Origin of the sequence: Fulvivirga ligni (genome assembly GCF_021389935.1) — a bacterium.
Taxonomy (GTDB): Bacteria; Bacteroidota; Bacteroidia; order Cytophagales; family Cyclobacteriaceae; genus Fulvivirga; species Fulvivirga ligni.
Genome location: NZ_CP089979.1, coordinates 2,335,412 through 2,348,430, shown reverse-complemented (window position 1 = coordinate 2,348,430; position 13,019 = coordinate 2,335,412). Strand labels below are relative to the sequence as shown.

The window sequence follows — 13,019 nt, the reverse complement described above, 5'->3', positions numbered from 1 at the left end:
GTTACATTCTTTCCGGCACCACTATTCCTAGCACACCCATAGCCTTAGCAATGGTTTGAGCCACTATTTTAGAGAATGCAATTCTAAACTTCAGCGCTGTTTGGTCATCTTCATTAAAGATAGACACCTCTTGATAGAAGCGGTTATATTCCTTGGCCAGGTCATAAACATACTGCGCTATAATATCCGGTGAGTAGTTGGCTCCGGCTTCTGCCAGCTTTTTCATGTAGTCATTTAACATGAAAATCACGTTCTTCTCACTTGGCTGAAGCGATGTTAATTTTTTAAGATCTTCCTCAGTAGCCTCAACGCCTATCTGCTCTGCTTTTCTTAAAATGGCAGAGATACGGGCATGTGTATATTGAATAAATGGTCCTGTATTTCCTTGAAACTGAATAGATTCATTAGGATCGAACAGCATTCTTTTAGTAGGGTCTACCTTTAGCAGGAAGTATTTTAGAGCTCCAATTCCAAGCGTGTGGTACAGTTCAGTAGCTTGATCTTCACTAAAACCTTCTATTTTACCCAATTCCTCCGTATGCTGACGGGCAGTATCTGTCATTTCCTGCATCAAATCATCTGCATCCACAACGGTACCTTCACGAGATTTCATTTTACCGGAAGGTAAGTCCACCATACCATAAGAAAGGTGATAGCATTCTTTTGCCCACTCATACCCTAGCTTATCAAGGATTATGAAGAGCACTTTGAAGTGATATTCCTGCTCATTTCCAACCGTGTAGATTTGCTGGGCAATTTTAGGGAAATCACGGAATCGTAAAATAGCCGTACCAATATCCTGAGTCATGTAAACAGAGGTACCATCTGCTCTTAATAAAAGCTTCTGATCAAGACCGTCATCAGTAAGATCTACCCAAACAGAACCATCTTCTTTCTTGAAGAAAATGCCTTGCTCCAAACCTTTAAGCACCTCATCTTTACCTAAAAGGAACGTTTCTGACTCGTAATATAACTTGTCAAAATCTACGCCCATAGTATTATAAGTAACGTCAAAGCCTGAATAAACCCATCCATTCATGGTTTCCCATAGCTGGTATGTTTCAGGATCTTTAGCTTCCCATTTTTTTAATAATTCCTGAGCTTCTTTGAAGATGGGCGCCTCTTTTTCAGCCACGGCTTTATCCATGCCGCCATCAACTAACTCAGCTATTTCTTTCTTATATTCCTGATCAAACTTCACATAGTAATCACCTACCAGCTTATCTCCCTTTTTTCCGCTAGAGTCTGGAGTGTCGCCATTACCAAATTTAGACCAGGCCACCATTGATTTACAGATGTGTATACCACGGTCATTGATAATCTGTACTTTATGCACATCATACCCGTTGGCCTTAAGTATTTCAGCTACTGACCACCCCAGGAAGTTATTTCTTAAATGCCCTAAGTGTAATGGCTTATTAGTATTTGGAGAAGAATACTCCACCATTACTTCTTTACCATTTGAAGGATACTGACCAAAGTGCTCATCTTTCCACATATCTGTGAAGAGCGAGATCCAGGTGGCATCAGAAAGTACTACGTTTAAGAAGCCTTTCACCACATTAAAGTCAGCTACTATTTCGGCGTTCTCTTTAAGATATTCGCCAATGAGCCTGGCCGTTTCCTCTGGATTTTTCTTTGACAACCTGGCATAAGGAAAGCATACGAAGGTATGAGAACCTTCAAATTCCTTTCTTGTAGGCTGTAAAGTAATATCTTCTACTTTCAGTTCTGCATTAAAAAGGCTGCTAAATGCCTTAGAGATGTCTTGTTTAAGTTGTAATTCCAGACTCATTTATAAACGTATTGTTAACTTAATTTGCGGGCAAAGTTAACACACTCTTAGCTAAAAAACTGAAAAGCTACTACGTTTATGTACTATCGGTAATTACTTCTTAAACTTCACCTGATACAAGTCCTTTCTTCTGTCTAGAAGATTACGAACGCTACCGTGCGTATGCAGGTGTTTCAGGTCATTAAGATCTACATCTGCAATGATTGTATTTTCGGTATTTGGGGTACCCTCAGAAACAATAGCATTATGAGGGAAGGCAAAATCAGAAGGTGAAAACACGGCAGACTGACCATATTGAATATCCATGTTCACCACTTTGGGCAGGTTGCCCACACTACCAGATATTACCACATAGCACTCATTTTCTATGGCTCGGGCCATGGAGCAGACTCTCACACGGTTATAGCCATTATGCATATCTGTGGCAAAAGGCACAAAAAGGATTTCCATACCCTGATCTGCAAGCTCACGGCTAAGCTCCGGGAACTCTGAATCATAACAAATGAGAATTCCAATCTTGGCGGTGTCAGTTTCGAAGACCTTAACTTTGTCTCCACCAACCATACCCCAGTCATTGCGCTCAGCAGGGGTAACATGGATTTTGTATTGGGCTTCATAAGTACCGTCTCTTCTACATAAATAAGCTACGTTGTAGAGCTTTTCATCTTCATAGATAGGCATACTTCCCGCTATGATATTGATGTTATAAGACACGGCATACTCCACCATTTTATCGCGTATTTCAATGGAATATTGGGCCAATTTACGAATGGCCTTGGCAGCATTATCTTCGTTAAACTCAGCCATTAGTGGAGCATTAAAAAGCTCTGGAAACACCAGAAAATCAGCCTTATAGCCACTAACTGCATCTACGAAGAACTCTACATTTTCAAAAAAGGCGGCCACTGATCTGGCAGACCTTAGCTGCCACTGCACCACGCCTATTCTGGCAAAGTTCTTCTGAGAACCGAAATGAATTTCTTCCTCGTTGAAATAGATATTATTCCACTCTATAAGCACCGCATAAGAACCAGATGCCTTATCATAAGGAATATAGTTTTTAAGGATTTTTTTTACGTGAAATTCATTACTCATTTGAAAGTAAAGTACAGGATCATAAATCTCCTTGAACCTTACTTTCTGAATGTATTCTTTTGGGGTGTATTCGTCTTTGTATTTGTGGTAATTAGGAATGCGGCCACCTGCCACGATAGAGCGCAGGTTCAGCTTCTCGCATAGTTCCTTGCGCATATCATATAACCTTCTACCCAGGCGCATACCACGATAATCAGGGTCTACACATACATCTATACCATAGAGCACGTCGCCTTCATCATCATGAGTACCGAAGTTAGAGTCGTCTATAATCTGCTCGTAACTATGGCTATCACCATACTTTTTGTAATCTACTATAATGGAGAGGGCAAAAGCTACAACTTCACCATGATCTTCCACGCAAATCTGTCCTTCCGGGAAAATCTTAATGAGTTTTTTGATTTGAGATTTCAGCCAAATGTCACCCTTCATCATAGGGTAACATTTATGCATAATTTCAACTATTCTGTCATAGTCACCCATCTCTAAAGTTCGGGTGACTAATAAGTGTTGTGAGCTTTCTTCTTGTTTCTCCGTCATATAATTATTACCATCCTAACACATAACCAAAAATGAGTGGTGCTACTATGGTAGCATCTGATTCCACTATATATTTTGGTGTATCTATATCTAATTTACCCCACGTGATTTTCTCGTTTGGTACAGCCCCGCTATAAGATCCATAACTGGTAGTAGAGTCTGAAATTTGGCAGAAATAGCTCCAGAAAGGAGTATCTGTGCGCTCCATATCCTGATAAAGCATTGGTACTACACAAATAGGGAAATCTCCTGCTATACCTCCACCTATCTGGAAGAAGCCAATCCCCTGATCTGTAGCTTGTTCTGTGTAGAAATCAGCTAACCATACCATGTACTCAATACCAGACTTCATGGTAGAAGGCTTAAGCTCACCTTTCAGGCAGTATGAAGCGAAAATATTTCCGAGTGTAGAATCTTCCCATCCTGGCACTACCATTGGTAAGTTTTTCTTGGCAGCTTCTATCATCCAGCTGTTTTTAGGATCAATTTCATAGTATTGTTCCAAAACACCTGAGTTGAGTAATTTGAACAGGAACTCATGAGGGAAATATCTCTCACCTTTCTCTTCAGCATCTTTCCATATTTCAAAAATATGCTTCTGAATTCTTCTGAAAGCCTCTTCTTCAGGTATACAAGTATCTGTAACTCTGTTAAGTCCTTTTTCTAATAAATCCCACTCTTCTTTAGGAGTAAGATCTCTATAATGAGGCACTCTTTCGTAGTGTGAATGGGCTACAAGATTCATTACATCTTCTTCCAGGTTAGCGCCTGTACATGAGATAATGTGCAACTTATCTTGTCTGATCATCTCTGCCAGTGACTTACCTAGCTCACCTGTACTCATAGCACCTGCCAATGATACCAGCATTTTCTTATCTTCTTCTAAATGCTTTTTGTATCCTTTGGCAGCATCTACTAGTGCTGCGGCATTGAAATGTAAATAATGTTTTTCAATAAATTCTGTAATGGGTTTTTGAGCCATTTTCTATTCTGGTTTTAATATTTCAAAATTAGTGAGCGGGTAAAAAAACTTCTGCCATCATACATCTGGCACTACCGCCGCCTAACGCCTCAATAGTATCTAAAGAACTGTGTATGATAGGACAATGTTTTTCAATCGCTGAAATTTGTTTGGCGGTAAGTGATTGATATGCCGCCTCTGACATCACCAGGTACTTCTCTCCTGATTCTGCATTTACCTGAAGCATATTCCCCGCAAAATGATGCTCCTGATCTTCTGTAATCTCTATAATTTCTTTGCCGGAAGCCTCTAAACTATCAATCACCGCTTTTCTTTCATCAGCGTCATCGATAGAATCCAGGCATATTACTGCAAAAGTTTCTGCCACGCACATCATTACGTTAGTATGATAAATAGGCAGTCGCTCTCCTTCTACGGTTTGGTTGGCAATAAACTTTACTGGTTTAAAGGCAAATTTCCTACAAAACTCATCAAGTACGTCCTCATCTGTTCGCTGAGAGATGGCCGCATAAACAATTTTATTTACACGATCCAGAATCATACTTCCGGTGCCTTCCAGGTATTTATCTTCTTTTTCATGGAAAGAAAAGTCTTCAATACTTGCTACATTAAGACCATACTCATTATCCAATGCCCCTAATATATCATCTCTGCGCTCCAGCCTTCTGTTTTCGGCAAACATAGGATACAATCCCACTTTGCCATCAGCATGGAAGGAAACCCAGTTATTGGGGAAAATGGAGTCTGGGGTATCAGGATCTGGTGTATCGTTAATCACAATCACCTTAACACCTTTGCCTCTCAGTTTTTCAACGAAATTATCAAACTCCTGCAGTGCCTTTGCCTGCACTTCTTCAGGGTCCAACTCATCTAAAACCTTTTGGTAATAATTATTTACGGCCGTTTGTTCATTATACCTAAACTTCACCGGCCTGATCATCATTATTGTACTAGTAGTTTGCCGTGACATTATTTTTTACTTTTCTCTTCTTAATGGTAACGTGGAGCACCTTAGCAGTCCTTCCATTTTTGATGTTTCAGAATAAGGTATTTTTTCTACCGTAAAACCATGCTTTTCCAGCTCAGCATTAAGCCTGGTAAAACTCTGCTCTGAAACTATTACCTGCTTGCTGATAGAAAATACATTAGAGTTCATCTGATACATTTCATCTTTTGTGATCTCAATAATATTTTCTTTACCGAAAAAGTCAACTAAAAATTGATAGTCTTCTTCATTTTTAAAGCCGCCCTTGTAAATAATGGCCTTATTTTCGCCAATAGGCTGAAAACAGCAATCTAAATGCAAAGCATTTTCTTTAGGATCTGTGTCTGACTTTTTTAACTCAAAAGCCTTTACTTTTTTATTCGGGAAGCTTTCTTGTAAAAAGTTAACTCCTTCTTCGTTGGTTCTAGCTACGATATACTCTTCAAAATCCTCTTTTTTAGAATATCCAACAAACAAATGGTCTTTCCAGGGCATCACATCTCCGCCCTCTACTCTACCACCTTCTGGCACCTCTAGCTGCTGCTCAGGATTTATTTTATTAAGCACATATTGTATGCCTCTAATTTCTTCTTTTCGGTTTTTTAAGATGCGCGGTCTTATAAACTTATCTTCTATTACAAAACCAATATCTCTGGAAAAAACCTGATTGTAATCTTCTATTACTTCCGGTCTATATACCTCCACGCCATGCTTTTTCAGTACTGTTGCAAATGCCTCCATTTCGGCTTGCACGTCAGCTTCCTGCGGGTAAGTTCCGTTTTTTATGTGTTCTATGGATTTTGGATCATAAGCCTCTTCCAACTTAGGCACTCCACCAAACCCCTTAGCTGTACCCAGGATCACGGCCTGCAGCTTAGAAGTCTCATCATTAACATAAATCTCTAACATATAGTAGTGTCTATTTTCAAGACGCCAAATTTAAATATATGCGCTGTGATTGCATAATTTCATTCTTATAAAAAATGTGCCGCTCATACTTGGTGTTTATAGAATCTAATGTTAAAATTTGTAACATTGTACCCCTAGAATACATTAATGTTATAGTGTGAAAAAATATATTGATTTAATAGAGCAGACATTTGAATTCCCACAGGAGGAATTTAAAGTCGAGAACAATGAATTGTTCTTTAACGGAGTTCCTTTGATGGATATTATTGAGAAGTACGGTACTCCATTAAAGCTTAGTTATTTACCTAAGATTAGCGAAAACATAAACTACGCGAAGAAAATCTTCAGCAATGCTATGAAAAAGCATAATTATGAAGGGTCGTATACGTATTGTTATTGCACGAAATCATCACATTTTAACTTTGTACTCGAAGAGGCATTAAAAAATGATATACACATAGAAACGTCAAGTTCATTTGACATTCCTATTGTAAGAAAGCTGCACGAAGAAAATAAGGTAACCAAGGATACTTTTGTGGTTTGTAATGGTTTTAAAAGACCTCTTTACAAACAGTATATCAGTGATTTACTAAATGATGGTTTCAAAAATTGTGTTCCAGTATTAGATAACCTAAACGAGCTGGAATACTATGAAGATAAGGTAAATGGCGAGTTTAACGTAGGTATAAGAATAGCCGCTGATGAAGAGCCTAACTTTGAGTTTTATACCTCAAGACTTGGCATTAGGTATAGCGATGTAAATACGCTTTACCGCGATCAGATTAAACCAAGTAAAAAGGCTAAGCTTAAGTTACTTCACTTCTTCATTAATACAGGAATAAAAGACACTGCTTACTACTGGAGTGAGTTAAGCAGATTTATCTTTAAATATTGTGAACTTAAAAAGGAATGTCCTGAGTTAGACACCATTGACATTGGAGGTGGCTTTCCTATAAAAACATCCCTTCATTTTGAATATGACTACAAGTATATTGTAGAGCAAATCATTGAAAACATTAAGTGGATTTGTGGCAAGAACAATGTGCCCGTTCCAAATATCTTCACTGAGTTTGGTAGCTTCACTGTAGGTGAAAGTGGTGCTGTACTTTATAGTATCATGGATCAGAAGCTTCAGAATGATAAGGAGCTTTGGTATATGATAGATGGTTCTTTCATTACTCATCTGCCAGATGCATGGGGACTAAACCAAAAGTACATTCTTCTACCAGTAAACAAATGGGATGATATGTTCCACAAAGTAAACCTGGGTGGATTGACCTGTGATAGTATGGATTATTATAATTCAGAAGCACATTCAGGCGATGTATTTATGCCAATGGTAGACCCTAAAGGAAAAGAGAAACTGTATATCGGCTTCTTCCACACTGGTGCATACCAGGAATCATTGGGAGGATACGGAGGTATTCAGCACTGTCTTATTCCAGCGCCAAAGCATGTTTTGATTAATAAAAACAGCAAAGGAGAAATAGAAACGAAGTTATTTACTGAAGAGCAGGAAAGCGAAGCTATGCTTAAGCTCTTAGGTTATAACAAGTAATCATAACAATAAACTTAAAGAGGTTGTACAGAAAGGCTGAAAGGCACTTTTGTACAACCTCTTTTATTTTATCCGAATATAATTTCTAAAGCGTCTGGCAAGTTTGCCGCTTTATAATCCGCATTTTTACTGTCTGAGTGATCTACCTGAATAGTTTTAATTCCAAGCTTTTTAGCAGGTATTAAATCCCGATCCTTATCGCCAATCATCCAGGAGAGCTTAGGATCTACATTAAATTTAGCCATAGCTTTTTCGAACATTAACGAGCCAGGCTTTCTGGTAAGGCTGTTAGTCACTGACTCATGCCATGGCGCGTAGTAAATATGATCTATGGCGAAGTCTAGCTGCTTCTGCATAAGCTGATGACATTCATGCATTTGTTCTCTGGTGTAAATACCCTTGGCTATGCCTGACTGGTTAGTAACTATAACCAGCTTATAACCAGCCTTTTTCAGTGATGTGAGTGCCTCTTTTAACCCAGGGAGGAGCTCCCACTTTTCTGGAGTATACACATAATCTACATAATCTTTATTAATGACCCCGTCACGATCAAGGAAGATACACTTGTTCAAAATGAATGAATTTAAAGTTTATAATGACTCACAAAAATCAGATTTAAATGAAGAAAATCAAATTCCCTTGATTTGGTTTACCTCAACTTTTCCTATTTTTAGCGACTTTATTTATAAACGCGACTCTATAGTGACTGACAGCTTAGTAATTATCCCTACATATAATGAAAAAGAAAATGTTGAACTCATTATCAACGCTGTTTTTAAGTTAAGTCACAAGTTTGATATCCTTATAGTAGACGATGGCAGCCCTGATGGTACTGGCAACATTGTTAAAGAACTTCAGAAGAAGGATTTTGATGGCAGAACACTGCATTTGCTTGAAAGAGAAGGCAAATTAGGCTTAGGCACTGCTTACATCACCGGATTTAAATTCGCTTTAGAGAAAGGTTATGAGTACATCTTTGAAATGGATGCTGACTTTTCGCATAACCCAAAAGATCTTATCAATTTATATGAAGCCTGCGCTCTTGGTGGATATGATATGTCTGTCGGGTCAAGATATATTACTGGTGTAAATGTGGTAAACTGGCCCATGGGCCGTGTTATGATGAGCTACTTTGCCAGTATGTATGTACGCTTTATTACCGGCATGCCTATCAATGACACTACTGCTGGTTTTGTATGCTTTAGAAGAAAAGTATTAGAAACCATTGAGCTTGATAAGATCAAATTCATTGGCTATGCTTTCCAGATAGAGATGAAGTTTACCACCATGAAGTATGGTTTTAAAATAGATGAAGTGCCAATTATCTTCACCGATCGTACGCGTGGAAAATCAAAAATGTCTGGATCTATCTTTAAAGAAGCATTTTTTGGTGTTATCCAATTAAAAATCAATAGCTGGTTTAAAAAGTATCAGCCTGCTGCCTGAGTAAGCTTCTGCAGCACCTCATCTTTATAACTACGGCTGATAGGAAGCTCCCTCTCCTGGATTTCAATAATTTCATGAGTATAAGCCTCAATCTTATTAATAGCCACTATATAAGATCTGTGAATCCGCACGAACTGAGCTGTTGGAAGGCTGCTTTCTAGGTTGCTAATGTTCTCTCTACTCACAACAGTATTATCTGTCGTCTGAATTTTCACATAGTCGCTGAAGCTTTCTATGTATAAAATATCGCTGTAATTCACCCGAACCATTTTACGATCTGCACGTACGTAGAAATGATCTTTTGGCTCTTCTTTCGTAGAGGCAGAGTCATCAGCCTTTTTTGTATCCACTTTATAATACCGAGACACCGCTTGCAATAACCTTTCAAAAGAGATTGGCTTAAGGAGGTAATCTACTGCTTCCAGATCAAATCCATCTACAGCATATTCGCGGTAGGCAGTGGTAAAGATCACTTTTACATCTTTACTCAATGATTTCATAAAGGAAAGCCCCGTGATTTCAGGCATATTTATATCCAGAAATATCAAATCGATCTGAGCCTGGTGTAGCTGAGCAAAGGCCTCCATGGCAGAAGCACATTCTGCCACTATATGAACATCATTTAACTTCTGCAGGTGCGTTCTGATCACCTCTCTTGCAATGGGCTCATCATCTACTATCAGACAGTTCATAATTCCTTCTTTTCAGTCTCCTTATTAGTTTTCATCTTCATTTTACCCAAATGCAAATTTACCTCAAACCATTGATCAGACTCTTTAATGGCTAGATCGTAGTGATCTGCGTAAAGTAGCTCTAACCTTCTTTTTATGTTCAATATACCAATACCTCCACCCTTTTGCTCCACCTGAGCAGACACGCTATTTTTAACCATGAAGTGCAGTCCATCGGCTTTACTTTCCACTTTCAAACGTACATGAAGTTTCCCTTCTTTATAACCACCGTGCTTAAAGCAATTTTCAACAAAAGGGATTAATAGTAATGGAGCCATCATAAAATCATTATCAGCCTCTGATGTGTCAGCTTCCAGGTGCAGCAGGCTACCAATTCTGAGCTTTTCAAGTTCTATGTAATCATATAAATGCTCCAACTCCTTTCCTAGCGTTACATGGGGCTGATTTACTCTATAAAGCACATAATCAAGTAAATTAGACAGCCTGAGAATAGTATCTGGCGACTGATCATCCTTCTTTAAAGCCATGCCATAGAGCGTATTGAGCATATTGAACAGAAAGTGCGGATGTACCTGACTTTTTAAATATTGTAACTCCTGGGTTTTAAGCTTTAAGTCTGCTTCTAACATCAGGTTTTGCAACTCATTATTTTTTGCCTGCACCTGATATGCATGTTGTAGCTGACGAATGGCGGTGGCGAGAAAGATAACTATAAAAATTCCAATAAAAATGAACATGTAGCTCCTTGTTAGGGGAGCCATTTGATCTACATAGTAATTAGCCAAGAAGATGAAAGCTAGAAAAATGGATATAGTTACAAAAAATGAGGTGATGATAAATGTATATGCTGCATATAGCGCAAATTTTAAATAGCGTTTTGCCAATAAAAACCTGGGTATTAGGTAGTAATTGACATAATAAGTAGAAAGAATAGTTACAGGCATAAAAAAACCGACAAAGCCCCACACGTAGGTAATGTCTGAGCTGTTATATCCGAAATAATAGACGTAAAATAAAAAAGTGAGTACCCAAAAGATGATATGGGCAGCAATGGTCATCACTCTATTTTTCACTTCAGCTATTGTCATATAATCATGCAAGATGCCTTAAAAATCATAATTTTCCTTAAAACATAGACAGATTACCTGTTTACTTCGGGTTTTAACATTCATTTGCACCGTGGCGCCCTATCTATTTAGAATCATGTATATTCGGTATGAAAAATTGTCATTGACCGCAAAAGAATATTTCGCCTTATTTTGAGAACTATCATTGAAGCATGTTTAATGAAATAATATAATTATGAGTTTTAGCGAATTTATCATTCAGGGAGGTACAATGTTCATGGGGCCTTTAACCATATTCGGTTTAGTGCTTTTGGCAATAATAGCCAGAGGGGGTTTACTCATTTCGAAAAAAGCTCCTGAGAAGAGCTTTGTGCAAAATAATGCCATTATCAACCAGCTCAGCATTTTCATTCTGGTATTTGGAATATTTGGGCAGCTCCTAGGTTTATTTGGAGCTTTTGAGGCCATTCAGGTCATGGAATCTGGCACAGTATCGGCCGCCTTACTAGCAGGAGGCCTAAAGGTTTCTATGTTACCTACCTTATATGGTACTGTAATTTTCTTATTAGGAAAAGTAGGCCTTATTATATTAACGGCCATTTACAAAAAATAACAACTCAGAATTAGATCCAATAACAACAGAGTAAGGTTGTATCTAAGAATTCTACTACTACCCACTTAGATACAATCTTATTTAATCGTACTTAATATTCTTAATAGGATCGATACTGGCTATCACTGTGGTAGGCACAATGATGATTAAACTCACCACCACAAAAGTTAGCACATTTAGCGCTATGATAATTTCCCAACTCCAGCCTATCGGCACGTAACTCATGTAGTAATCATGCGGATTTAATGGAATCACCTTCAGGTAGTATTGGATAACACCAATACCTATCCCCAGCAAGTTTCCTAAGGCTAAACCTTTCACTATCAAGTGCATACCATTAAAAGTGAATATCTTTCTCACAAGCTGATTATTAGCCCCAAAAGCCTTTAGAAGACCTATCATTTGTGTTCTTTCCATGATAAGAATAAGGATAATGGAAATCATATTCACACAAACTACAAAAAGGATAATAGCCAGAAATATGTTTACCTGCCGGCTGATAAGATGAAGCCAGTCAAAAACTTGAATGTACTTGTCATTCACCTTTTCAACGAACAAATCATAATCCACAATATCATCTAGTAGTTTCTCATCCTCATCCAGCTTGCTCTCATCGGTAACGAACACTTCCATACCTCCTGCAACGCTATCGGCCCAGTTATTCAGCTTTTGGATAAGGTCGATATCACCTATGATGAATTTATCATCGTAGTATTCTGAAAGGTTAGTCTCATAAATACCCACTACCTTCAGCTTTCTCACTCTAGGTGGATTTTGGAAAAAGTGAATAACCACATCATCACCCACATTCAAACGTAATTTATCAGATATTATCTTACTGATAACCACTTCTTTAGAATAACCGGTCGAATCAAAATTGACAAAACGGCCTTCCTTCAGGTTAGGAGCAAAACGATCGAGGTCAAAACTAGTGCCTACACCTTTAAATATGATGCCGAGTACTTCCTCTTCAGTTTTTATCAGGCCTGCTTTATGGCTGTATTCTTGCACATGGTCTATAAAACCATATTTCTTATAGTTATTATAGAGCTCATTATTTATAGAAATTGGAGACTCCTCGTAAGAATTTCCGAGGGTGTATTTCGTTACCTTAAAGTGCGAACTAAAACTATATATTTTCTCAGTAACGGTATCTTGAAAGCCTTTAAGGATCAAAAAGGAAACGATCATTACTGCCAAACCAATACCAATACTGCCAACGGCTATTTTGTGTATGGTAGATGAAAAACTGTCGTTTCCACCTGCAGTGATTCTTTTAGATATAAAATAAGAGAGGTTCAAGAATATGTTTAATTTTAGACCCGCAGTTTACCGCA

Annotated in this window: 12 protein-coding genes; 3 read left to right on the top strand and 9 right to left on the bottom strand. The window is 38.2% G+C overall.

All coding sequences use genetic code 11. The annotated features are described in order from the left end of the window. Position 1: 1 nt before the first annotated feature. The 5 genes from argS to LVD16_RS10415 all read right to left on the bottom strand — a co-directional run bounded on the left by argS (position 2) and on the right by LVD16_RS10415 (position 6,306). The gene (argS, locus tag LVD16_RS10435; RefSeq protein WP_233773883.1) at positions 2-1,795 is read right to left on the bottom strand and encodes an arginine--tRNA ligase; all 1,794 of its coding nucleotides are present in this window, start codon (positions 1,793-1,795) and stop codon (positions 2-4) included. A gap of 93 nt (positions 1,796-1,888) precedes the next feature. Next, complete coding sequence (locus LVD16_RS10430) at positions 1,889-3,430, bottom strand: bifunctional GNAT family N-acetyltransferase/carbon-nitrogen hydrolase family protein (protein ID WP_233773882.1); 1,542 nt, start codon at positions 3,428-3,430, stop codon at positions 1,889-1,891. 7 nt (positions 3,431-3,437) lie between these two features. Then, positions 3,438-4,412: a deoxyhypusine synthase family protein gene (locus LVD16_RS10425; protein WP_233773881.1), complete on the bottom strand. Its 975-nt coding sequence runs from the start codon at positions 4,410-4,412 to the stop codon at positions 3,438-3,440. Positions 4,413-4,440: 28 nt separating this feature from the next. Continuing rightward, positions 4,441-5,382 carry a citrulline utilization hydrolase CtlX gene (gene ctlX / locus LVD16_RS10420; protein ID WP_233773879.1) on the bottom strand — a complete coding sequence of 314 codons (942 nt, stop codon included), beginning with the start codon at positions 5,380-5,382 and terminating at the stop codon, positions 4,441-4,443. A 6-nt stretch (positions 5,383-5,388) separates the two neighbouring features. Beyond that, positions 5,389-6,306, bottom strand: coding sequence for a dimethylarginine dimethylaminohydrolase family protein (locus LVD16_RS10415; protein ID WP_233773878.1), 918 nt, complete (start codon positions 6,304-6,306; stop codon positions 5,389-5,391). Between the two features lie 157 nt (positions 6,307-6,463). Here LVD16_RS10415 and LVD16_RS10410 point away from each other — a divergent pair, with 157 nt between their 5' ends. Then, positions 6,464-7,864 (top strand): type III PLP-dependent enzyme domain-containing protein, encoded by a 1,401-nt coding sequence (locus LVD16_RS10410; protein WP_233773877.1) that lies wholly within the window; start codon positions 6,464-6,466, stop codon positions 7,862-7,864. Positions 7,865-7,932: 68 nt separating this feature from the next. Here the strand turns inward: LVD16_RS10410 and LVD16_RS10405 are convergent, their stop codons facing one another. Then, the gene (locus tag LVD16_RS10405) at positions 7,933-8,436 is read right to left on the bottom strand and encodes a D-glycero-alpha-D-manno-heptose-1,7-bisphosphate 7-phosphatase (RefSeq protein ID WP_233773876.1); all 504 of its coding nucleotides are present in this window, start codon (positions 8,434-8,436) and stop codon (positions 7,933-7,935) included. 130 nt (positions 8,437-8,566) lie between these two features. Here LVD16_RS10405 and LVD16_RS10400 point away from each other — a divergent pair, with 130 nt between their 5' ends. Then, positions 8,567-9,310 carry a polyprenol monophosphomannose synthase gene (locus LVD16_RS10400; RefSeq protein ID WP_233774586.1) on the top strand — a complete coding sequence of 248 codons (744 nt, stop codon included), beginning with the start codon at positions 8,567-8,569 and terminating at the stop codon, positions 9,308-9,310. Here LVD16_RS10400 and LVD16_RS10395 read toward each other — a convergent pair. Together LVD16_RS10395 and LVD16_RS10390 are read right to left on the bottom strand one after the other, a co-directional pair. Further along, entirely contained in the window at positions 9,295-10,002 is a 708-nt protein-coding gene (locus LVD16_RS10395) for a LytR/AlgR family response regulator transcription factor (protein WP_233773875.1), read from the bottom strand. The genes LVD16_RS10400 and LVD16_RS10395 overlap by 16 nt on opposite strands. Next, positions 9,999-11,090 carry a sensor histidine kinase gene (locus LVD16_RS10390; RefSeq protein WP_233773874.1) on the bottom strand — a complete coding sequence of 364 codons (1,092 nt, stop codon included), beginning with the start codon at positions 11,088-11,090 and terminating at the stop codon, positions 9,999-10,001. The genes LVD16_RS10395 and LVD16_RS10390 overlap by 4 nt, the downstream gene beginning before the upstream one ends. A gap of 214 nt (positions 11,091-11,304) precedes the next feature. Between LVD16_RS10390 and LVD16_RS10385 the strand changes: the two genes are divergently transcribed. Next, on the top strand, positions 11,305-11,682 hold the full coding sequence (locus LVD16_RS10385) for a MotA/TolQ/ExbB proton channel family protein (protein ID WP_233773873.1): 378 nt from the start codon (positions 11,305-11,307) through the stop codon (positions 11,680-11,682). 81 nt (positions 11,683-11,763) lie between these two features. On the opposite strand, the gene LVD16_RS10380 is transcribed toward LVD16_RS10385, so the two are convergent. After that, positions 11,764-12,984, bottom strand: coding sequence for an ABC transporter permease (locus LVD16_RS10380; protein WP_233773871.1), 1,221 nt, complete (start codon positions 12,982-12,984; stop codon positions 11,764-11,766). Positions 12,985-13,019 lie beyond the last annotated feature (35 nt).